The sequence below is a fragment of the Pseudomonas sp. 8AS genome, from assembly GCF_902506505.1.
Taxonomy (GTDB): Bacteria; Pseudomonadota; Gammaproteobacteria; order Pseudomonadales; family Pseudomonadaceae; genus Aquipseudomonas.
In genome coordinates, this window is sequence record NZ_LR733406.1 from 1,173,543 (window position 1) to 1,194,954 (window position 21,412).

Annotated in this window: 23 protein-coding genes; 11 read left to right on the top strand and 12 right to left on the bottom strand. The window is 66.6% G+C overall.

Features of this window, described 5'->3' with window-relative positions; translation table 11 throughout:
• Nucleotides 1-181 precede the first annotated feature (181 nt).
• Both GV001_RS05430 and GV001_RS05435 read left to right on the top strand, forming a co-directional pair.
• The gene (locus GV001_RS05430) at nt 182-2,458 is read left to right on the top strand and encodes a PAS domain S-box protein (RefSeq protein ID WP_160078625.1); all 2,277 of its coding nucleotides are present in this window, start codon (nt 182-184) and stop codon (nt 2,456-2,458) included.
• Nucleotides 2,459-2,462: 4 nt separating this feature from the next.
• A complete protein-coding gene (locus GV001_RS05435) occupies nt 2,463-3,098 on the top strand; it encodes a response regulator transcription factor (RefSeq protein ID WP_160078626.1) in 636 nt (211 codons plus the stop codon).
• Nucleotides 3,099-3,128: 30 nt separating this feature from the next.
• Here GV001_RS05435 and GV001_RS05440 read toward each other — a convergent pair whose 3' ends face one another.
• Complete coding sequence (locus tag GV001_RS05440; protein ID WP_160078627.1) at nt 3,129-3,416, bottom strand: hypothetical protein; 288 nt, start codon at nt 3,414-3,416, stop codon at nt 3,129-3,131.
• 427 nt (nt 3,417-3,843) lie between these two features.
• On the opposite strand from GV001_RS05440, the gene GV001_RS05445 reads away from it, so the two are divergent.
• The gene (locus tag GV001_RS05445; RefSeq protein WP_160078628.1) at nt 3,844-4,041 is read left to right on the top strand and encodes a hypothetical protein; all 198 of its coding nucleotides are present in this window, start codon (nt 3,844-3,846) and stop codon (nt 4,039-4,041) included.
• A 55-nt stretch (nt 4,042-4,096) separates the two neighbouring features.
• On the opposite strand, the gene GV001_RS05450 is transcribed toward GV001_RS05445, so the two are convergent.
• A complete protein-coding gene (locus GV001_RS05450; RefSeq protein ID WP_160078629.1) occupies nt 4,097-4,489 on the bottom strand; it encodes a hypothetical protein in 393 nt (130 codons plus the stop codon).
• A 112-nt stretch (nt 4,490-4,601) separates the two neighbouring features.
• Nucleotides 4,602-6,011 (bottom strand): PilZ domain-containing protein, encoded by a 1,410-nt coding sequence (locus tag GV001_RS05455; RefSeq protein WP_160078630.1) that lies wholly within the window; start codon nt 6,009-6,011, stop codon nt 4,602-4,604.
• 30 nt (nt 6,012-6,041) lie between these two features.
• Here GV001_RS05455 and GV001_RS05460 point away from each other — a divergent pair, with 30 nt between their 5' ends.
• Entirely contained in the window at nt 6,042-6,509 is a 468-nt protein-coding gene (locus GV001_RS05460; protein ID WP_372238508.1) for a TlpA disulfide reductase family protein, read from the top strand.
• Nucleotides 6,510-6,513: 4 nt separating this feature from the next.
• Nucleotides 6,514-6,789, top strand: a complete 276-nt coding sequence (locus GV001_RS05465) for an acylphosphatase (RefSeq protein ID WP_160078631.1) — start codon at nt 6,514-6,516, stop codon at nt 6,787-6,789.
• Nucleotides 6,790-6,934: 145 nt separating this feature from the next.
• Here GV001_RS05465 and GV001_RS05470 read toward each other — a convergent pair whose 3' ends face one another.
• On the bottom strand, nt 6,935-7,885 hold the full coding sequence (locus GV001_RS05470; protein ID WP_160078632.1) for a hypothetical protein: 951 nt from the start codon (nt 7,883-7,885) through the stop codon (nt 6,935-6,937).
• Nucleotides 7,886-7,910: 25 nt separating this feature from the next.
• Entirely contained in the window at nt 7,911-9,626 is a 1,716-nt protein-coding gene (locus GV001_RS05475) for a proline--tRNA ligase (RefSeq protein WP_160078633.1), read from the bottom strand.
• A gap of 102 nt (nt 9,627-9,728) precedes the next feature.
• Between GV001_RS05475 and GV001_RS05480 the strand changes: the two genes are divergently transcribed.
• Nucleotides 9,729-10,136, top strand: a complete 408-nt coding sequence (locus tag GV001_RS05480; protein WP_160083192.1) for a PaaI family thioesterase — start codon at nt 9,729-9,731, stop codon at nt 10,134-10,136.
• A 66-nt stretch (nt 10,137-10,202) separates the two neighbouring features.
• On the opposite strand, the gene GV001_RS05485 is transcribed toward GV001_RS05480, so the two are convergent.
• On the bottom strand, nt 10,203-11,534 hold the full coding sequence (locus tag GV001_RS05485; protein ID WP_160078634.1) for an OprD family porin: 1,332 nt from the start codon (nt 11,532-11,534) through the stop codon (nt 10,203-10,205).
• An 829-nt stretch (nt 11,535-12,363) separates the two neighbouring features.
• Here GV001_RS05485 and GV001_RS05490 point away from each other — a divergent pair.
• Together GV001_RS05490 and GV001_RS05495 are read left to right on the top strand one after the other, a co-directional pair.
• On the top strand, nt 12,364-12,789 hold the full coding sequence (locus GV001_RS05490; RefSeq protein ID WP_160078635.1) for an HIT domain-containing protein: 426 nt from the start codon (nt 12,364-12,366) through the stop codon (nt 12,787-12,789).
• Nucleotides 12,790-12,792: 3 nt separating this feature from the next.
• A complete protein-coding gene (locus tag GV001_RS05495; protein WP_160078636.1) occupies nt 12,793-12,999 on the top strand; it encodes a SlyX family protein in 207 nt (68 codons plus the stop codon).
• A gap of 236 nt (nt 13,000-13,235) precedes the next feature.
• Here GV001_RS05495 and GV001_RS05500 read toward each other — a convergent pair whose 3' ends face one another.
• The 5 genes from GV001_RS05500 to GV001_RS05520 all read right to left on the bottom strand — a co-directional run bounded on the left by GV001_RS05500 (nt 13,236) and on the right by GV001_RS05520 (nt 17,354).
• Nucleotides 13,236-14,285 (bottom strand): alkene reductase, encoded by a 1,050-nt coding sequence (locus GV001_RS05500; protein WP_160078637.1) that lies wholly within the window; start codon nt 14,283-14,285, stop codon nt 13,236-13,238.
• A 22-nt stretch (nt 14,286-14,307) separates the two neighbouring features.
• On the bottom strand, nt 14,308-15,477 hold the full coding sequence (locus GV001_RS05505; protein WP_160078638.1) for an MFS transporter: 1,170 nt from the start codon (nt 15,475-15,477) through the stop codon (nt 14,308-14,310).
• Between the two features lie 55 nt (nt 15,478-15,532).
• Entirely contained in the window at nt 15,533-15,838 is a 306-nt protein-coding gene (locus tag GV001_RS05510) for a helix-turn-helix transcriptional regulator (protein ID WP_160078639.1), read from the bottom strand.
• A 182-nt stretch (nt 15,839-16,020) separates the two neighbouring features.
• A complete protein-coding gene (locus GV001_RS05515) occupies nt 16,021-16,188 on the bottom strand; it encodes a rubredoxin (protein ID WP_160078640.1) in 168 nt (55 codons plus the stop codon).
• Nucleotides 16,185-17,354 carry an alkane 1-monooxygenase gene (locus GV001_RS05520; RefSeq protein WP_160078641.1) on the bottom strand — a complete coding sequence of 390 codons (1,170 nt, stop codon included), beginning with the start codon at nt 17,352-17,354 and terminating at the stop codon, nt 16,185-16,187. Before GV001_RS05520 ends, GV001_RS05515 begins: the two co-directional genes overlap by 4 nt.
• Before the next feature lie 126 nt (nt 17,355-17,480).
• Here GV001_RS05520 and GV001_RS05525 point away from each other — a divergent pair, with 126 nt between their 5' ends.
• From GV001_RS05525 to GV001_RS05535, 3 genes are all read left to right on the top strand, one after another.
• Nucleotides 17,481-18,521: an AraC family transcriptional regulator gene (locus GV001_RS05525; RefSeq protein ID WP_160078642.1), complete on the top strand. Its 1,041-nt coding sequence runs from the start codon at nt 17,481-17,483 to the stop codon at nt 18,519-18,521.
• Nucleotides 18,518-19,108 (top strand): ACP phosphodiesterase, encoded by a 591-nt coding sequence (locus tag GV001_RS05530; protein ID WP_160078643.1) that lies wholly within the window; start codon nt 18,518-18,520, stop codon nt 19,106-19,108. Before GV001_RS05525 ends, GV001_RS05530 begins: the two co-directional genes overlap by 4 nt.
• Nucleotides 19,109-19,239: 131 nt before the next feature.
• Nucleotides 19,240-20,262: a Glu/Leu/Phe/Val dehydrogenase dimerization domain-containing protein gene (locus tag GV001_RS05535; protein ID WP_160078644.1), complete on the top strand. Its 1,023-nt coding sequence runs from the start codon at nt 19,240-19,242 to the stop codon at nt 20,260-20,262.
• Between the two features lie 108 nt (nt 20,263-20,370).
• Here GV001_RS05535 and GV001_RS05540 read toward each other — a convergent pair whose 3' ends face one another.
• A complete protein-coding gene (locus tag GV001_RS05540; RefSeq protein ID WP_160078645.1) occupies nt 20,371-21,225 on the bottom strand; it encodes a DMT family transporter in 855 nt (284 codons plus the stop codon).
• Between the last annotated feature and the right edge of the window lie 187 nt (nt 21,226-21,412).

A 21,412-nucleotide genomic window follows, 5' to 3' on the forward strand; every position in this document is an offset into this window, starting at 1 on the left:
TCGGTCGGCAAGGGCAGTAGATGATTCGGGGTGTTTTATATAGGAATCTCCGTCTTATATGGAAGTACTACCTGAGTATTATAGTATTTGTACTATACATTCTCGGCATAAGACTGAATGCCTACAGCCTCTGCATAAGGCTGCCTATATGCTAGCCAGATAAACCTCTACAGGACTGCCGATGTCCCGGATTCCGCTTCGACTCCACACCTGGTTGCGCCTGCAGCGCGAAGACGTGCCGCTGAGTGCCCGCGCCGATGCGCTGTGCCGCGTACTGCGCGGCTGCGCGGAGGTGCGCCAGGCGTACTACCTGAGCTGGCAGGAGGCTGCCGGCATCTATGCCCATGAGGGCAGCGGCCAGCACCTGCCGCCGGGCCAGGGCGATCCGTCGCTGGCCAGCGACCGGGCGCTGTTCGAGCGCCTGGGGCAAGAGGGGCGGCTGAGCCTGGAGCAGGTGCGCAAGCTGGATGTGTGGCTGGCCGGGCGCCTGCGCCGCGCCGCCATCAGCCACGGCCAGGTGTTCGAGCTGGGCCTGGCCGCGGGGCAGGGCGGGCTGCTGCTGGTCGAGGTGGCGGAGGGGGTGAGCCTGGACTGGCTGGGCTGGGTGCAGGAGCTGCTGAGCACCCTGCTCGGCCTGCTCAACGGCCTGCTGCGCGCCTCGCCGCTGCTCGGCCACGACCCGCAGCCGAGCCTGCTGCTGGATGCCCAGGCGCGCCCGCTGGAGCTCAACGCGGCCCTGCTGGCGCTGCTCGCCGACCTGCCGATGAGCCAGGTGCTGCGCCTGCTGCCGGTCAACCATGCGGCGCTGGTGCGCGCCTGCCTGGAGCAGCGCCGCGCCATCGAGGCGGTCGAGGCGCAGTGCGACGCGCGCATCCTGGTCTGGACCTTCATCCCCGACCCGCAGGAGCAGCGCGTGCTGGCGCGCTGCCAGGACGCCACCGAGCAGGTCCTGGCCGAGCGCGAGGCGGCCAAGGCGCGGCGCCTGTACCGGCTGATCACCGAGAACACCACCGACCTGATTTCCCGGCACACCCCGGACGGGCGCTTCCTCGACGCCTCGCCGGCCTCCTGGACGCTGCTCGGCTACTGGCCGGAGGAGCTGCGCGGGCAACTGGCCCAGGGCCTGTTCCATGCCCGCGACCTGGCCCAGCTGGTGCAGCGCACCCGCGATGCGCTGGAGCAGGACGGCTACCACACCATGACCTACCGCATCCGCCACCGCGACGGCCACTACCTGTGGTTCGAGACGGCCAGCCGGGCCATCCGCGAAACCTACACCGGGGCGGTGGTCGAGGTGGTCAGCGTGTCGCGCGACATCACCGCGCGGGTGCAGGCCGAGGAGAACCGCCGGCGCCTGGCCGAGGTGGTCGAGGCCAACACCGACCCGGTGCTGTTCATCGACCCGGACGGCCGCGTCACCTACCTCAACCCGGCGGCGCGGCGCACCCTGCGTCTGGCGCCCGAACAGGCCATGCCGGCCCTGGTCGAGCTGCTGGCGGCCGACGACCTGGCGCGGCTGCAGCGTGACGGCTGGCGCAGCGCCGAGCAGGCCGGGGTGTGGAGCACCGACCTGCGCCTGCGCCCGGCCGATGGCGGCGCCTCGGTGCCGGTGTCGCTGGTGCTGCTGGCGCACCGCGCCGCCGGCGGCGAGCGTTATTACTCGCTGGTGGCGCGCGACATGACCGAGCGCGAGCTGCGCGAGGCCCAGCAGCGCCGCCATCAGGACGAACTGGCGCATACCGCGCGGCTGGTCACCCTCGGCGAGCTGGCCTCCGGCATCGCCCATGAGATCAACCAGCCGCTGGCGGCGGTGGTCAACTACGCCAGCGCCAGCCAGCGCTACCTGCAGGCGCTGGGCAGCAACCCGCAGGCCGCCGAACGGGTGGCCCAGGGCCTGGAGCGCATCACCGAACACGCCAACCATGCCTCGGAGGTGATCAAGCGCCTGCGCGCCTTCCTGCGCAAGGGCCAGCGGCGCATGCAGGCGCTGAATGTGGCTGAGGTGGCACGCGAGGCGGTGCGCCTGTGTGCCTGGGAAGCCAACGCCTGCCAGGTGGCGATCGACGAGCAGTTGCCGGACAATCTGCCGCCGGTCTACGCCGACCGGGTGCTGCTCGAACAGGTGCTGCTCAACCTGCTGCGCAATGCCATCGAGGCCAACCGCGAGGCGCATCCGCGACAGCCGTCGAGCATCCGGCTGGTGGCGCAAGGGTTGGCCGAGGGGCGGCTGGAGATCGACGTCCACGACCAGGGACCGGGGGTCGGCGAAGCCGAGCTGGAACGCATCTTCACCCCCTTCTACACCAGCAAGCCGGACGGCCTGGGCCTGGGCCTGTCGATGAGCCGCAGCATAGTCGAGGGCTTTGGCGGTTCCCTCGACGGCGTGCTTGATACGGGCGGCGGCCTGCTGATGCGCTGTCGCCTGCCGGCCATAGAACAACAACGAGATCAGGAGTAACAGAATGCCGACTGCAGCCGAGCAGCTGGTGTATGTGGTGGATGACGACCAGGGCATGCTCGATTCGACGGTGTGGCTGCTCGAATCGGTCGGCCTCAAGGCCGTGCCCTTCACCAATGGCCGGGACTTTCTCGACGCCTGCGATGCCAGCCGCAATGCCTGCGTGTTGCTGGATGTGCGCATGCCGGGCATGGGCGGGCTGAATGTGCAGGAGGATATGCGCGCGCGCGGCCTCGACCTGCCGGTGATCTTCGTCAGCGGCCACGCCGACGTGCCGATCGTGGTGCGCGCGTTCAAGGCCGGTGCCCACGATTTCATCGAGAAGCCGTACAACGAGCAGTTGCTGCTGGACAGCGTGCAGCAGGCCCTGAGCCGCATCGACGCGCGGCGCTCCGGCAACAGCGGGCATGCCGAACTGCAGGCGCGCCTGGACAGCCTGACGCCGCGCGAGCGCGACGTGCTGCTGCCGCTGGTGCGCGGCTATACCAACCGCGAAGTGGCCGAGCAGCTGCAGATCAGCGTGAAGACCGTCGACCTGTACCGGGCCCGGGTGATGAAGCGCATGCAGGCCGAGCGCCTGCCCGACCTGGTCGGCATGCTGATCGCCGCCGGCCTGGTCGACCCGCTCAAGCTGCGCTGACGGGGCCGGCCGGAGGTCTTCGGCGGCGGGCTATTTGCACAGCACGATCAGGCTGCGGCTGGAGAAACCGGCCGGGTTGAGGCCGAAGACGAAGTCCGCCGGGTCGTCTTCGCCGCTGTCGCTGCCGGCCTTGGCCAGGACCTTGTAGCCCTTGCTGCCGCAGGCGGCGGCGGCTTTCTTCTCGCATTTCTCCCAGCTCGAGGTGAGCCCGGAGCAGTTGATGTGCAGGCCCTTGCGGCCCTTCTTCTCGTAACTCTTGGATGTCGCGGCACAGCCGGCAAGCGCCAGCACAACCAATAGCAGCACAAGCCTGTTCATGACGGTCCCCGGTTGGCTTGTCTGTGTCTGGCAGGCTTTTGGCCCGCCAACCCCTGTTAGCAATGGTGCCATCCGTGCCGCAGTTCTTTGTGGTGGCCGACTGCGTTGCACTCCCGGTTACCCGGGCGCGATGGCGTGCTGAGAAATAGCACAAAGCCGGGGGCGCAGGCGAGACAAAAAGCGTAACGGCCGCGGGCCGAGCATGCCGCTGCAGAGGCCTTGGCGCTGTTTGTCGAGGGGCAGCCGGCACGCCGGGCTGCAAGGTGACAAAAAAGGTCAGTTTGCGGCGCGCCGCTGCTCCCGGCCTGCCCGCTCGGGCCGGCGAGCCGCCGTATTGCGGGGTGGCCGGGCTGGCATGCTTCTGGCTATCTCCCAGGTACTTGCTGGCAGACTGCCAGTAACTTTGCTGCTCTGGGAAATGGGTGTCATGGACAGTGCCGGACCTAAGGTGATTCATCTGTGCGAGTTCGATGCGCAGGGGGCATTGGAACGCCTCAACCGCATCACCGGCTTGCGCTTTGCGCGCTGGCCGCAATCGCTGGCGCCCCTGGCTCGCCAGGCGGCGGGCGAGGCGCCGCCGGACGAAGCGGCCGAGCCGGCCGCATGCAGCGTGGAAAGCGCCTAGCGCAGAAAAGCAAAACCCCGCGGCAGGGCGCGGGGTTCGTCGTGGCGCAGTGGGCTCAGGCCGTGGCCTGGCGCCCCGCACTGTTCTGCAGCTCCACGGGCTGGACGAAGAGTTCCTCGACCACCAGGGTCTTGGCCGGCACGGCCGAGCGCAGGCGGATCTGCATGTCCTCGATCTTCTGTTTCACCGGCAGGCGCGCCACGCCGGAGAGCATGACCTTGTTGTGCGCGTTGACCTTGCCGTGTTCGACCGCCACTTCGCGTTGCTGGCTGCCATCGCGATAGCTGACCAGCAGCGACACCGGCAGGTTGGCCAGCCCCGGCAAGTGCAGCCAGGCGGCCACGTTGAACTCGGCCACTCGCCCTTCGTACGGAGTGACCCCGGTGCGGGCGCTATTGACGATGCTGGAGGGGACCGGGCCGATCAGCTTGTCGGGGACTTGGGACATGGGCAGGCTCCACTTGTACTGTTCTAGGTGTAGGAGTGGGGCAATTATAGGGGCGCGCCAGGGCGTGAAACTGTGCGCTCGGGCAGTATTGGCCGTGACCCTGGTCGCAGTTTCAGGCCAGGCGCAGCGGGTGGCGCACCACTGTCTGGGTGGTCAGGTTAGCCGCCGGTAACGGCAGCGCGGCCTGGTTGTTGACGTTGGCCAGTTGCAGCCAGAGATTCTCCCCTTCGCCGAACTGGCCGCAGGGCAGCCACAGGCCATGGTGCCAGCCATTGCCGGGCGCCGGGGTGCTCTGCAGCACGCCGGGGTGGGTCTGTGCGCTGGGCGCGCGCCGCAGCCAGGCCGGGCGCGGCAGGCCTTTCAGGTAGCGCAGGCCGAGGTGCAGACCGGCGCCGTTGAGGTGGCGCCAGCGCACCAGGGCCAGGCTCGGCGTGCCTTTGCCGGTCATTACCAGGACCAGCTGCCCAACCGGTACTTGCGCGCCCAGCTCGGCGTCGCACAGCAGGCGGGCGCCGCCGGGGCTGGCGTCGAGCATCTGCGCCGTGCAGCACGGCGGGCGCTTTTCCAGCAGCTGCGCGTGAATCCCGGCCAGGCCGATGACCAGGCTGCAGTCGGCGCTGAAGTCGGCGCGCGGATGGCGGCGCTGCTGGCGGCCGAGCCAGTGCGGCTGTACGCGTTCGAGCAACTCGCGCTCGACCGCGCTCTGCAGCGGGGCGGGCTCGCGCAGGGCGACCAGCAGGGCGCCCAGCTCGAGGCGGCGCAGGCCGGCGGGATCGCTTTGCGGCGCCTGCTCGAGCGACAGGCAGGGTTGGGCGAGCGAGAGGTCGACGACGGTCGCCTCGTTGTCTTCGTCCGCCTCCCAGGGCAACAGGCTGGCCAGGCCGGCCAGTGGCGTGAGCGCGGCGAAGAGGATCGGGCATTCGCCCTCGCCCAGGTGGAAGGGGTTGCTCATGGCCAGCAGCAGCGTCTGCTGGTAGAGGCCGCGCAGGGTCCCGGCCGGTGTCGGCTGGAATGCGGCGGCGACGTGTTCGTCGAGGCAGCCCTGGTGCTCGCCGATCCAGTACAGCAGGTGGCTGTCGCGCCAGAGCCCGGCCGGTGGTTCGCGGTACAGCTGGTAGTGGCGCATCAGGGTCTGCGCGATGAAGTGCTCGGCCATGTACAGGCACCAGGCCAGGTGCGGGCGCGAGGGCTGGCGGCCCTGGAGGATCTGCAGCAGCAGGCGTTTGAAGCCGCCGGCCAGCTCCTCGCAGAGGTGCACGAAGAGCGCCGAGGGCGCCGTGCTGCCACTGCAGGCCGCGGCGTAATGGCGGTATTCCTCGCTGAAGCTTTGCAGGGCGCGCTGCCTTTCCAGTAAGGTCATGGCGCTGCGATTGAGCCGCAAGAGCAAGTTCAGCGCCTGTTGCAGGGCGCTCTCCTGCGTCAGGGCGCGGGCCGCCTGCAACTGGGTGCAGAGATCGGCCAGGGCTGTGGCATTCTCCTCGAGGATGTCCGGCACTTCGAGGCGCAAGGCATCCAGCATCATGTCAACCCTGCGTGCACGAGGATCGAATGCATGGGAATGCGACTCCAGGTTATGGTGGGAATACTGGCCGGGCTGCTGTTGGCCGGCTGCGCCGAGGACATGGGCGTCGATCAGCATGGACGAAAGGTAACGGCTGAGCAGCTGGAAGGCCAGTGGTTAGTGATCAATTACTGGGCCCAGTGGTGCGCGCCGTGCCGCACCGAGATCCCCGAGCTGAACCGCCTCAGCGAGCAGCTGGCGGGGCGCGCCACCCGGGTGCTGGGGGTCAACTTCGATGCCTTGCAGGGCGAGGCGTTGCGCCAGGCGGCAGACGATTTCGGCATCCGCTTCAGCGTGCTGGCGCAGGATCCGGCGGCGCGCTACCGGCTGCCGCGCAACGAGGTGCTGCCGGTGACCTATATCATCGACAGCCAGGGGCAGGTGCGCGAGCGCCTGGTCGGGGAACAGACCGCCGCCGGCTTGCTGGCGCGGCTGGGCGAACTGCAGGGGCGGGAGTAGGGCGATGGCGACCATCTGTGTGCATGGCTATATCAGCGGCAAGGTGCAGGGCGTGTATTTTCGCCAGAGCACCAGCGTCGAGGCCGAGCGTCTGGAGCTCAATGGCTGGGTGCGCAACCTGCCGGACGGGCGGGTCGAGGTGCTGGCCGAGGGTGCGGAGGCGGCGGTGCGCGAGCTGGTCGAGTGGCTGGCCAGCGGCCCGGCCAAGGCCGAGGTCACCGCGGTCGAGCTGGAAGAGCAGGCCCTGCAGGGGATCGCCGGGTTCATCGTGCGCCGTTGAGGCCGCGGCAGATGCGCCCGGGCGTGTAGAGGTTGAGCATGCTTTTGTAGGAGCGGGCTTGCCCGCGATTGGGGCGCCCACAAGAGCATCACGACCAAGGTCGCTCCTAGGGTTCAGGTCTTCAACCCATAACGGGTACAGCGCCTCAGTCGTTGCCCGGATCGGCGACCAGGCGTCCGGCTTCCTTGGTCAACTTTTGCAGGAACTCCTGCTGCAGCTCCGGATCGTTGCGGGTCAGCTCGATCAGGCTCTGCTCCAGTTCGCTGGCCTCTTCCTCCAGGCCCAGGTCGGACAGGCGCTTGACCCGGTGCACCCACTGCGCCACTTCGTCGTCTTCCAGATCGTCATAGATCAGCGCGTGGGCTTCCTGCAGCTTGCCGCGCAGGGCCCGGCTGACCAGCAGGCTGGCGTCGGCGCGGGTGTTGTCCAGCGGGTCTTCCACGCTCAGCAGCAGGTTGCCGACCCGGCTCACGTCCTGGGCGGCGAACGGATCGTCGAGCAGGTTCAGGCGCAGCACGCCATTGCGGTCGGTGCTCAGCTCATGGGTAGTCTCGCCGGCCTTGACCATGACCGGGCGCTCGACCCACGGCAGGCTGGAGTATTCCATGCGCTTGTCCAGCTGGCGCTCGTCGAGGCTGGCCAGGTTTTGCTGCGAACGGCCGTTGGACTCGACGTTCATTGCCGGGTTGATGCCGGCGAAGCCGTAGCTGATCCAGTCCTTGGTCGCGCTGTCGGGCAGGCGGCCGAGCATCACCACGTTGAGCACGTTGGCACCCACGCCGGCGACCACCGCCACCACGCCCAGCGGCACTTCGTAGAGTTCGCGCCAGGCCTGGTAGGGGGTGTAGCGGTCGTAGCGGCGGGTGACCTCGAACTCGGTGACTTCGAAGGTCTTCTGGTCATGCACGCGCACTCGCCGTTGCGGCAGTTCGAGCAGGCGCGGTTCGCCGACGTCGATCTGCAGGCTGTGGTCGAGCAGTTTGCGCTCGATGCGCTCTTCCTGTTCGCTGCGCTGTGGCAAGTGGTTGGCACAGCCGCCGAGAAAGAGGGCGCCGCTCAGGGCGGCGCCGAGGCGCAGGGTACTTCGCTTGAACATGATGGCTCTTGATGAACGCGCTGGATTAGCGACCCGTACGGCCGTTGATGAACGACAGGATTTCGCCGGCCGGCACGGCCTGGGCTTCGCTGTCGCGACGATGCTTGTACTCGAGGTTGCCCTCGGCCAGGCCGCGGTCGCTGACCACGATGCGGTGCGGGATGCCGATCAGCTCCATGTCGGCGAACTTCACCCCGGGGCTGGTCTTCTTGTCGCGGTCGTCCAGCAGCACTTCGTAACCGGCCGCGGTCAGCTCGGCATACAGCTTGTCGGTGGCTTCGCGCACGGCTTCGTTCTCGTACTTCATCGGCACCAGGGCGATCTGGAAGGGCGCCAGGGCGTCGCTCCAGAGGATGCCGCGCTCGTCCCAGTTCTGCTCGATGGCCGCCGCCACCACGCGCGAGACGCCGATGCCATAGCAACCCATGGTCAGGGTGATGGGCTTGCCGCCTTCACCCAGTACCTTGCAGCCCAGGGCTTCGCTGTACTTGGTGCCGAGCTGGAAGATGTGCCCGACTTCGATGCCGCGCTTGATCACCAGGTTGCCCTGGCCGTCCGGGCTGGGGTCGCCCTCGACCACGTTGCGCAGGTCGGCGATGGCCGGCAGCGGCAGATCGCGCTCCCAGTTGAGGCCGAAATGATGCTTGCCTTCGATGTTGGCGCCGGCGCCGAAGTCGCTCATCAGGGCCACCGAGCGGTCGATGATGCAGGGGATCGGCAGATTCAGCGGGCCCAGGGAGCCGGGGCCGGCACCGATGGCGGCGCGGATCTCGGCTTCCGAGGCGAACATCAGCGGGCTGGCGACCAGCTCGTGGTTGGCGGCCTTGATCTCGTTCAGCTCGTGGTCGCCGCGCACGATCAGGGCGATCAGCTTGCCTTCCTCGGCGGCATGCACGACCAGGGTCTTGACGGTTTTCTCGATGGCCAGGTTGAACTGGGCCACCAGGTCGTCGATGGTCTTGGCGTCCGGCGTATCGATCAGGCGCAGTTCCTCGCTGGCGGCACCGCGCGTCTTCTCGCGCGGGATGGCCTCGGCCTTCTCGATGTTGGCGGCGTAGTCGGAAACATCGCTGAAGGCGATATCGTCTTCGCCGGACTCGGCCAGCACATGGAACTCGTGGGAGCCGGTGCCGCCGATCGAGCCGGTGTCGGCCTGTACCGGGCGGAAGTTCAGGCCCAGGCGGCTGAACACGTTGCAGTAGGCCTGGTGCATGCGGTCGTAGGTTTCCTGCAGCGAGGCCTGGTCCAGGTGGAAGGAGTAGGCATCCTTCATGATGAACTCGCGGCCACGCATCAGGCCGAAGCGCGGGCGGATCTCGTCGCGGAACTTGGTCTGGATCTGGTACAGGTTGATCGGCAGCTGCTTGTAGCTGTTCAGCTCGTTGCGCGCCAGATCGGTGATCACTTCTTCGTGGGTCGGACCGACGCAGAACTCGCGGCCGTGGCGATCCTTGATGCGCAGCAGCTCGGGGCCGTACTGCTCCCAGCGCCCGGACTCCTGCCACAGCTCGGCCGGCTGGATGGCCGGCATCAGCACTTCCAGGGCACCGGCAGCGTTCATTTCCTCGCGCACTATGGCCTCGGCCTTGCGCAGCACGCGCAGACCCATGGGCAGCCAGGTGTAGAGCCCGGACGCCAGCTTGCGGATCATCCCCGCGCGCAGCATCAGCTGGTGGCTGATGACCACGGCATCGGAAGGGGTTTCTTTGAGGGTCGAGAGCAGGTACTGACTGGTACGCATGTTTGGCCGTTCTGTCGGTTGCGAGGGCAGATAATCACTCGGCATTGTACGGTGCCAGTCCTGTGGCGTACAGGATCAGACCAGGAGTAGAAGGTGGCCGAATTGACTGCGGAGCAGGTACAGGCGCTGATTCGCGCCGGGGTGCCGATGGCCGAGGATATCGATCTGCGCATCGATCGCCTGAGCGCGGATCTGGCGCTGGCCAGGGTGCCATTTCACGGCAAACTGGTGCGGCCGGGCGGAACCCTGTCCGGGCCGACCATCATGTCGCTGGCCGATGCGGCCATGTATGCGGTGGTGCTGGGGCGCCTGGGGCGGGTGGAGATGGCGGTGACGTCCAACCTGAACATCAACTTTCTGGCCAAGCCTAAGCCGGTCGACCTGCTGGCGCAGGCACGCATTCTGCGCCTGTCACGCCGACAGGCGGTATGCGAGGTGCTGCTGTATTCGCTCGGGGCAGAGGAGGAGCTGGTGGCGCATGTGACGGGCACCTATGCCTTGCCCCTTTAAGTGCGGATAAAAAAGAACCCGGCCTAGGCCGGGTTCTTTTTGCACTGATTGCAGTAGCGCTAGGACTTACAGCACGTCCAGCGGGTACTCGACGATCAGGCGGGTGTCGTTGAGGTCGGAGCTATAAGAGTTGTAAGCATCGTTGGCGCGCCAGACGGCGTGACGAACGCGGAAGGACAGGTCTTTAGCTGCACCGTCCTGAACAACGTACTTGGTTTCGAAGTTCCACTCGTGCTCTTTGCCTTCTTCGCTCGAACCGGTTTCGATGTTGTCACCAGTGATGTAGCGAGTCATGAAGCTCAGGCCTGGAACGCCGTAAGTGGCCATGTCCAGGTCGTAACGAGCCTGATAGGAGCGCTCGTCTTCGCCGTTGAAGTCGGAGAACTGTACGGAGTTGGCCAGCCACACGGTGCCGCCGCCATCGACGCCGTAGTCGTAACCACGATCGCCCTGGGATTGCTGGTAACCCAGGGTGAACTTGTGGGCGCCCAGGCTGTAGGCGGCTGCCAGGCTCCAGATGGTGTTGTCGCGAGACTCGCGTACGCCAGGAGTGGTTACATTGCCATCATCATCCTTTTCGGTGGTGGCGGATTCGATATAGCTCTTTTCGTAATCGGTCTTGTAGATGTTGAAGTCGAAGTTCAGGGCCTGCTCTTCCGCCAGCGGCAGGTTGTAGTTCAGGTTGCCGTAGTACTTCTTCCAGTAGTCTTCGACGTCGGCAGCGTGGATGGCGGCGCTGAAGTTGTCGGTGAAAGCATAGCTGGCGCCAACGATGTCGGCGGCCTTCAGTTCAGCGGTGTCGCGGTCGGTCGATTTCTGGCTGCTCAGGCCGGTGAAGCGGCCTGCGCTCAGCTCCAGGCCTTCGATTTCGTTGCTGACGATGTAGGTACCGGTGGCGACTTCCGGCAGGATGCGGCTGTCGTCGGTGGAGAATACCGGGCTGGCGACAAACTGGTTGCCGTACTTCAGGACGGTATCGGAGAGGCGCATCTTGAACGCGCCGCCAACTTCGGTCTGGGTATCGTCGCCACGACCGTCGCTGGTCTGGTCGAACTGGCCAGTGCCGTAGCGGCCGCGACCGCTGTCAATCTTGATGCTGGACAGGGAGTGGGCGTCCACGCCGAAGCCTACGAGGCCCTGAGTGAAGCCGGATTCGTACAGCAGGCGAATGCCCAGGCCGGTTTCTTCGAGGTAACCGTTCTCACGGCTGTTGTACCCGTCGGTGCTGGAGTCGGCTCCATGCTTGAAATCACGGTTCATGTACAGCGCGCGGTTGAAGATATCGAAGCTGCTGTCTTCAACGAAGCCCTTGGATTCGGACTGTGCGCTGGCAAAAGCCAGCTGGGTGGTACCGGCGGTCACGGCCAGGGCCAGTGCGCTCCACTTCATCACTTGCATTGTGATTGCTCCTTTGGTTTAGAAGATTCTCGCTACCTATTGATTTAAGGCGGCTCTTTCTTTTTGTGTCGGCGCTAAACTTATAGCACGGCAACTTTGTTGGCGACACTTGCCGCCGACTACCTACATTTTATTTACCGATACGTCGCAAAACTGCATCTGCGATGTCGCAGTTCTGTAAGTTTTTGCCGCTTGAGCCATGCTTCGACTCCCCCTTAAAGGTCTGCAAATCCAATCGCTTAGGCCCTTCCAGGGCACTTGGCGATGGGCGTCGCACCGATCCGGGTGGAGCTATCGCCGACTGTCTGTGTAACAAAGCAACATCCGTGCACAAAATGCCAAGTGCCGGGAAAAACTTCTTTGACCGACCGCTCAGTAGGCTGAAAAGTGCCTATGTCGGTCTGTTCGTGCCGATAACCGGGGCCCATCGTGCTGCCCGGCGATTGCTTGTCGTGTCGTGTGGCGGCCCGTGTGTGCGTTACCGAAAGTGGTTCACTCGCTCTTGCGGATGGTTCGGGTAACGTTCCATCGGCCACTGAGAGGCCTTGTGTGCGCGTTTTTGGTGCGCTTGCGGGCTGGTGCAGCATTGTTGTGCTTGGTGTCTGCCCGAATTTGCCGGAGGTGGGTGGCAGTGAGTCGAACGGTATCAGTGTTGCCGCGGCTGAGACGGCTACCGAGCCTGCCTCTGCGGGGAACTGGTGCAGGGTCGCTGCTCTGCCTTGATTTGGCGCGTTTGGCCTGTGCCTGCGAGCCTGGGTGAACTGGCGCGATTCTCCCGTTATCCTTGTCGTCTAAGTCCGCGTGGACTCTTGTTCGAGGAAGGCTCCCGATGTTTACCCTGGATTCGCGTTTGCAGCAGGATACCCTGCCGATTGGCGATTTTCCCCTCTGTCGCCTGCTGTTGATGAACGATGCCAATTATCCCTGGTTCATCTTGGTGCCGCGGCGCGAGGCGGTCAGCGAGCTGTTCCAGCTCGATATGGCCGACCAGCAGGCGCTCTGGCAGGAGACCACGCGTCTGGCGGAAACCCTCAAGGATGTATTCGTGGCCGACAAGATGAACGTGGCCACGCTGGGCAATGTGGTCAGCCAGCTGCACATGCATGTGATCGTGCGCCGCCGCGAGGATGCGGCCTGGCCTGCTCCGGTATGGGGCAAGCATCCCGCGAAGGCCTACAGCGCCGAGCAGATCGCCGCAGTGCGCGAGCGCCTGCGCCTGGTGCTGGCGGCCGACTTCCGTTTTGTCGAGGAGTGAGGCATGAGCCTGGAGCAGCGAATCATTGAGCTGGAAAGCCGCCAGGCCTTTCAGGATGACACCATTGCCGCCCTCAACGATGTGCTGGTCGAGCAGCAGCGCCTGGTCGAGCGTTTGCAATTGCAGCTGGCAGCCCTGGCGCGCCGCCAGGAAGAGATGCAGGGGCAGTTCGGTATAGAAGAAGGCGAGGCACCGCCGCCGCATTATTGATGTCGATGCAAGCCCCGCTTCGCAGGCCACAGCAACGCCCCGACTGGTTCGGGGCGTTGCTGTTTCTGGGTGGTGGAAAATGGAAAGCCGGGACTCAGTCCATCCGTTCGATCAGCCGGCGAGCGCCGAGCAGATTGATGGCCCTTGTCAGGTTGTAGGCCTTGTCTTCAGCCCGGCCGCAGGCGGCTAGGTTTTCACACGGTCTGTCTAGCAGGGCTTTTCGTTGCGGCTGACCGCTACAGCCGCGGGTAGTCGATATAGCCCGCCGGGCCCTGGGCGTAGAACAGCTCCGGGCGCGGCTCGTTCAGCGGCGCGTCGCTGGCCAGGCGCTCGACCAGGTCCGGGTTGGCGATGAAGGGCACGCCGAACGCCACCGCATCGGCCTTGCCTTCGGCCAGCCAGGCGTTGGCCTGGGCCTTGGTGAAGCGCTCGTTGGCGATGAACACGCCGCCGAAGGCCTCCTTGAGCTGCGGGGTCAGGCTGTCGTCGGCGATCCGCTCGCGGGCGCAGATGAAGGCGATCTGGCGCTTGCCCAGTTCACGTGCCACATAGCCGAAGGTCTCGGCACGGTTGCTGTCGCCCATGTCGTGCAGGTCCGCCCGCGGCGACAGGTGCACGCCGACACGGCCGGGTTCCCAGACGCTGAGCACCGCATCGGTGACTTCCAGCAGCAGGCGCGCGCGGTTCTCCAGGCTGCCGCCGTACTGGTCGCTGCGCTGGTTGGTGCTGTCCTGGAGGAACTGGTCGAGCAGGTAACCGTTGGCCGCGTGGATTTCCACCCCGTCGAAGCCGGCGGCCTTGGCGTTCTCCGCGCCGCTGCGGTAGGCCTCGACGATCTCGGCGATTTCCTCGGTTTCCAGGGCGCGCGGGGTGACGAAGTCCTTGATCGGCCGCACCAGGCTGACATGCCCGGCCGGTTTGATCGCGCTCGGTGCCACCGGCAGTTCGCCGTCCAGGTACAGCGGGTCGGAGATGCGCCCGACGTGCCACAGCTGCAGGACGATGCGCCCGCCGTGGGCATGCACGGCGCTGGTCACGTTGTGCCAGCCACGCACCTGGTCGTCCGACCAGATGCCGGGGGTGTCCGGGTAGCCGACGCCCATCGGCGTGACCGAGGTGGCCTCGCTGATGATCAGCCCGGCCGAGGCGCGCTGCACGTAGTACTCGGCCATCAGCGCGTTGGGCACGCGGCCTGCGTCGGCGCGGCAACGGGTCAGCGGGGCCATGATGATGCGGTTCGGCAGTTCTAGATCGCCGATCTGGATGGGGTCGAAGAGGGTGGGCATGGGATGGATCTCCGCGGGTGGGTCAGTTGGGGACGGCGATGGCAGCGCCAGAGGCGTTGCCGACAGAGAAGGTCAGCAGGGTGGCGAGCAGGGCCAGGCCGGCCAGCACGGCGGCGGCCAGTGGCACGCTGGTCAGGCCCAGGCCCTGGCTGATGACCAGGCCACCGACCCAGGCGCCGAGGGCGTTGCCCAGGTTGAAGGCGCCGATATTCAGGGTCGAAACCAGGTTGGGCGCGGCCTGGCCGAAGGTCATCACGTTGATCTGCAGCGCCGGCACGGCGGCGAAGGCGGCGGTGGCCCAGAGGAACAGGGTGATCTCGGCCGGGACCAGCGCCAGGCTGGTCCAGCTGAACAGGCTGGAGAGCAGCGCCAGGGCGATGAACACGCCGCACAGGGTGGTCGCCAGGCGCCAGTCGGCCAGCTTGCCGCCGAGCAGGTTGCCCAGGGTCAGGCCGAGGCCGATCAGCAGCAGGCTCCAGGTGACGCCGCTAGGCGACACGCCGGTGACCTCGCCGAGCAACGGGGCGATGTAGGTGAACAGCGCGAATACCGCGGCGGAGAACAGTACGGTGGTCGACAGCGCCAGCCAGAAGCCGAGGCCACGCAGGGCTGCCAGTTCGCTGCGCAGGTCGGCCGGCTGTTCGTCGCGCTTGGCCGGCAGCACGCGCCACAGGCCGATCAGGGCCAGCACGCCGATGGCCGTCACCGCCCAGAAGGTCGAGCGCCAGCCGGCGTATTGGCCGAGGGCGGTGCCCAGCGGCACGCCGAGCACGTTGGCCAGGGTCAGGCCGGTGAACATCAGCGCCACCGCCGAAGCCTTGCGGTTTTCCGGCACCAGGCTGGCGGCGACCACCGAGCCGATGCCGAAGAAGGCGCCGTGGCAGAGGGCGGTGACCACCCGGGCGATCATCAGCAGTTCATAGTCGCCGGCTGTGGCACACAGCAGGTTGCCGAGGATGAAAATGCCCATCAGCGCCAGCAGGGCGGCCTTGCGTGGCCAGTTCGAGGTGACCATGGCCATGAACGGCGCGCCGATGGCCACGCCCAGGGCGTAGCCGGTGACCAGCCAGCCGGCGCCGGGAATGCTCACGCCGAGGTCGGCGGCGACGTCCGGCAGCAGGCCCATGATGACGAATTCCGTGGTGCCGATGGCAAACGCGGACAAAGCGAGGACGAGAAGCGAAAGCGGCATGGGCCGGCTCCTGAAACGGGGTGAACGGATTGGCCTGGCGGGGCAGGCTGGGTGTTTAGAGTTGAGTGCTGAAGTCTTTCAGAAAGGCCTGAATGACCTCCTCGTTGCGCTTGAAGAAACTCCACTGGCCGACCTTGCGACTGGTCACCAGGTTGGCCCGCTGCAGGGTGGCGAGGTGGGCTGACACGCTCGACTGCGACAGGCCACAGCGTTCGAACTTGCCGGCGCATACGCCAAATTCCAGTGGGTGTTCCTGGTCGGCAAAATGCTTGTGCGGCTCCTTCAGCCACTGCAGGATCTCCCGGCGTACGGGATGGGCCAGGGCCTTGATGATTTCGTCGAAGTCGAGCGGGGTATCCATGACGCGGGTTACCGGTATATCGAGATGGGACGAACTCTATATCGGCTCAGTCCGATATGGAGATCGTTTGCGCCGATACTGATTATCGACAGGGCTGATGCGTTTGGTGTGGGTGCTGCAGGCAAGGGCATGGCGGCAGCGAATTCATTCGCTGCCGCAGAAGAGGGGAGAAGGGCTGCGCGCTAGTCCTCCAGCTTGGAAAAGTCCGCCTTGACCCGCACCGCGCAGTCCGGGCAGGTGAAATCCTCCGGCAGTTCCTCCCAGGTGGTTCCAGGCGCATAGCCCTCATGGGGTTCGCCACGGGCTTCGTCGTAGCGGTAGCCACACTCCGGGCACTGGTACTGGCTCATGCCGCGTGCTCCCGCAGGCCATAGCGCTGCATCAGCTGCTCGCGCAGGCCAGGCTGGAAGTTGATCCGCGTGACATCGCGGTTCACTGCCGCCAGCAGGCGCGGGTTCATCACGCTAAACCACAGCGGCGGGCAGTAGGCCAGCAGGTACATGCCGAAGTAGCCGCTGGGCAGGCGCGGCAGATCGGGAAAGTTGCGCAGCGACTGGTAGCGCCGGGTCGGGTGGGCGTGGTGGTCGGAATGGCGTTGCAGGTGGAACAGCGCCCAGTTGGAGAACAGGTGGTTGCTGTTCCACGAATGGTGCGGCTGGCAGATCTCGTAGCGGCCGTTGTCCAGCTTGCGCCGCAGCAGGCCGTAGTGCTCCAGGTAGTTGGCCGAGGTCAGCTGGAAACCGCCCCAGAAGGCGGTGAGCAGCAGGTAGGGCAGCAGCGCCAGGCCAAATACGGCGAGCAGCCCCCCATACAGCACCAGGCTGATCAGCGCTGGTTGCAGCACTTCGTTGTCCAGGCTCCACACCGATTTGTTGCAGCGTGCCAGGCGTTCTTTTTCCAGCTGCCAGGCGCGGCGGTAGCCGCCGGGCATCTCGCGCAGGAGGAAGCGGTAGATATGCTCGCCCATGCGCGAGGACGCCGGGTCGACCGGGGTGGCCACGTCGCGGTGATGGCCGCGGTTGTGCTCGACGAAGAAGTGCCCGTAGCAGCACAGCGCCAGCGCCAGTTTGCCCAGCCAGCGCTCCAGCTCGCTCTTCTTGTGGCCCATCTCGTGGCCCAGGTTGATGGCGAAACCCAGGCCGCCGCCGGTGGAAATGATCATAGCCAGCACGCCGTACCAGGGCAGCGCCTGGGTGGCGACGAACGTGGCGTTGAGGATGAAACCCAGCCACAGCAGTGGCACCAGCAGGTAGGTGATCCAGCGGTAGTAGGCGTCGGCTTCCAGGCCCGGCACCGCCTCTTCCGGCGGATTGCTCTGATCCTCGCCGATCAGCGCATCGAGCAGCGGGATGCCGAAATAGAAGAACAGCGGCGACAGCCACAGCCAGAACACGTCGGCCGAAACCAGCAGGTACAGCGCCGGGCCGATCAGGCCGAGGCTGGGGACGAACAGCGACATCAGCCACAGGTGGCGCTTGCGGTCACGGTAGGGCAGGGCGGGGTGCAGGGTATCCATATTGTTTTCTCCGAGGTTCTTCGACCTGTACCCAGCATGCGCCGCCGTGGCCAGGGGGCGTACCGTTGTGTCGGGCAATTAATCGTCATAAGGTGACAGTTCGACTGGCTGCTGCTGGATCACGCCATGAGCTCGACCGTCTCCCCGCTGCAACCCTGCCTGCACCCGATCTACGCGCGGCTGCTGTGCGCCGCGTTGCGCCAGCGCGGCTTCGACGAGGCGCAGATCCTGGCTGGCACCGGGCTGGACTGGGCGCAGCTGCACGGCGACAACCGCTCCCTCAACTTCGCCCAGGTGCAGCGCCTGGTACGGCGCGCCGTGCAGCTCACCGACTGCCCCTGGCTGGGCCTGCAGGTCGGCTGCGCAACCCAGGTTTCCGCCCACGGCCCGGTCGGCTACGCGGCCCTGGCCTGCGCCGATCTGCGTGGTGTGCTGCAGGTGCTCGAGCGCTTCAGCGTGTTGCGCCTGAGCAGCCTGCGCCTGACCGGTTACCTGGAGGGCGAACGCTATTGCGTGCGCGCCGACGAGGAGTTCGATCTGGGCGATGTGCGCGAACACATCCTGGCGACCATCGCCGGCACCTTCCTGCGTCTGCTCGAGGCGGTCTGCGGCGCGTTGCCGGTGGGCGAGCTGCGTTTCACCTTCCCCTTTGCCGAGCCAGCCTGGGGGGCGCATTACCGGGAGCTGCTCGGCCCGGGCGTGGAGTTTGCTGCCGACTGCTACAGCGTCAGCCTGCCGCTGGCGTGGCTGGATCGGCCGAGCCTGAGTGCCGACCCGCAGGCCGCGCGCATCGCCCTGCGCGACTGCGAGCGCCAGCTGCTCGACGTGCGCGAAGGTGGCGACTGGACCACCCGCGTGCAGCTGCGTCTGCTGGCCTGCGAGGGGCGCTACCCGACCCTGGGCCAGCTGGCCGACGAGTATCACCTGTCCGAACGCACGTTGATCCGCCGCCTGCGCGAGGAGGGCGGCAACTACCAGCAACTGCTCGACGAGGTGCGCCAGGAGCTGGCCTGCTGGCTGCTGCTGAATACCCCGCTGAGCGTCGAGGCGGTGGCCGAGCGCCTGGGCTACCAGGACACCAGCAACTTCAGCCGCACTTTCCGCCGCTGGCTGGGGATGACGCCCAATGCCTGGCGCAACGGCCAGCTCGCCGTGCCCGCGCCATGAACTACCTGGCCCATCTGCATCTGGGCGGCGACCAGCCCGCGCAACTGCTGGGCAGCCTGTATGGCGACTTCGTCAAGGGCCGGCTGGAGGGGCGCTTCCCGCCACAGATCGAGGCCGCCATCCGCCTGCACCGGCGCATCGACGCCTTCACCGACAGCCACCCGCTGACCGAGCAGGCTCGCGCCCGCTTTCCGGCCGAGCGGCGGCGTACTGCGGGGATTCTCCTCGACCTGTTCTTCGACCACTGCCTGGCCCGGCACTGGCAGGACTACGCCGCCGAACCGCTGCCGCAGTTCACCGCGCGGGTCTATGCCGTGTTGGCCGAACAGGCGCAATTGCCTGCACGCCTGGCCCATATCGCCCCGCGCATGGCGCAGCAGGACTGGCTGGGCAGCTACCGCGATTTCGCCGTGCTGGAGCAGGTGCTGTGGGGCATGAGCCGGCGCCTGTCGCGCCCGCAGTTGCTGGACGGCGCGATGGTTGAGCTGGAGCGGTTGTACCAGCCGTTGCAGGAGGATTTCCGCGCCTTCTATCCCGAGCTGCGGCGCTTTGCCGATGACGCCCTGGCTTCTGGCGCTGGTGCCTAGTTGCTGCACGTGGCGCACCCCGCGGATCTGCGGCGCGGCGGTTATCAGGCTTGGCCGCCTTATGCCCAGCCAGCCCAGCCAAACCGGGCGGCCTACCTATACTGGCCTGTAAAGCCAGCAAGGAAACTCGCATGTTCGCCATGATGGAAAGCGCACGGCTCGAAGCCTTGCACCTCGCCCAGGACCCGGTCACCGGCCTCAGGGCCATCATCGCCATCCACAGCAGTCGCCTCGGCCCCGCGCTCGGCGGCTGCCGCTACCTGGCCTATGCCGATACCGACAGCGCCGTGCGCGATGCCATCCAACTGGCCCGCGGCATGAGCTACAAGGCGGCGCTGGCCGGCCTGGCGCAGGGCGGCGGCAAGGCAGTGATCATCCGCCCGGCGCATGTCGACAACCGCGGCGCGCTGTTCGAGGCTTTCGGCCGCATGATCGAGTCGCTGGGCGGCGCCTACATCACCGCGGTGGACAGCGGCACCTCCAGCGCCGACATGGACTGCATCGCCCAGCACACTCGGCACGTGACCAGCACCACGGCCGCCGGCGACCCCTCGCCGCACACCGCCATGGGCGTGTATGCGGGGATTCGCAGCACTGCCCTGGTGCGTTTCGGCAGCGCTGACCTGGATGGGCTGCGCGTGGCAGTGCAGGGCCTGGGGCATGTCGGCTTCGCCCTGGCCGAGCAGTTGGCGGCGGCCGGCGTGGAACTGCTGGTCAGCGACCTCGATGCCGGGCGGGTGCAGCTGGCGGTGGAGCAGCTGGGCGCCCGTGCGGTGGCGCCCGAGGCGTTGCTGGGCAGCCCGTGCGACATCCTCGCCCCCTGCGGCCTGGGCGGCGTGCTCGATGCGCAGACGGTGGCCGGCCTGCAGTGTGCGGCGGTGGCCGGTGCGGCCAACAACCAGCTGGCCACGGGCGAGATTGCCGACGAGCTGGACGCGCGCGGCATCCTCTATGCGCCGGATTACGTGATCAATTCCGGCGGATTGATCTACGTGGCGCTGCAGCATCGCGGCGAGGGATTGCCGGCGATCACCGCCCATCTGGCGCAGATCGGCCTGCGCCTGAACGAGCTCTATGCCCACGCCCAGGCCGAGAAGTGTTCGCCGGCGCGGGTCGCCGACCGGCTGGCCGAGCGCCTGCTGTACGGCACCTAGCGCTAGACCGACCAGACAAAACGCCCGTGGCATCACTGCCGCGGGCGTTTTGTCTGGCGGGTGGTCCCAACGGCCACCTGGCAAGCGGCTGCAGGGCAAGTCCAGCCGCTAGGTTTTGCGAAACACCAGCAGCAGGCCCAGCACGATCGCCGCCATGCCCATCAGGCTCAGCCCGCCCATGGCATTGCCGAGGAACAGGTAGTCCATCGCCGCCGTCACGCCCGGCACCAGATAGAACAGGCTGGTGACGTTGACCAGGTTGCCGGCCTGGATCAGGCGATAGAGCAGCAGCTGCGCAACCACCGAGATCACGATGGCCAGCCACAGCAGCGGCAGCAGCAGGTCCAGCGACCAGTCCACCACGAACGGCTGGAACGGCAGCAGCGCGGCGCAGGCCAGCAGGCTCGTGGCGTATTGCAGTGGCAAGGTGTGCAGGGGCGTCTGCCCCAGGCCTTTCTGCAGGATCGCACCGCCGGTCATGCAGGCCAGCGCCGCCAGGGCATAGCCCAGCCCCGTTGCGCTCAGCGTCGCCTGCTGCAGGCTGTGCCACGCCACCAGAACCAGGCCGGCCATGGCCAGGCCGAGGCCGAGCAGGCGCAGTGCGGCGAAGCGCCGTTCCAGCAGGAGCAGGGTGAGGATCGGTTGCACGCCGAGCAGGGTGGCCAGCACGCCTGGCGTCACCCCGTGGTCCAGCGCCAGCAGGTAGCAGATGGAGTAACCGCCGATCAGCAGCAGGCCGGTCACGGCCGTGCGCCAGCGCTGGCCGCGCGCCGGCAACCAGGTTCGGGTGAGGCTGCCGATCAGCAGCAGAACGCCGAGGGCCAGGGCGAAGCGCAGGGTCAGCAGGGCGAAGGCGGACGCATGGTCCAGGCCGAGCCGGGCGAAGATCGCGCCGCTGCTCCAGAGCAGGACGAACAGCGCAGTCGAGGCGCAGGCGCCCCAGAAGGTCTTGTCGAAATACATGGTGAATCACCTGTCGCAAAGGCTTAGCAGGCTCCGCCGGCTCGTCACGTGGGACGGGCCGGCCAGAAGGCGAGGCGGAGCCGGGAGTCGGGCTGGGTATCAGCCCGCAACGGAGCACGCAGGGGGCGGCGGCGGAGTGCCGGCCCGGCGTGCAGCGGGAGGTGCGACAGGTGGGAAAGTCAGCGAC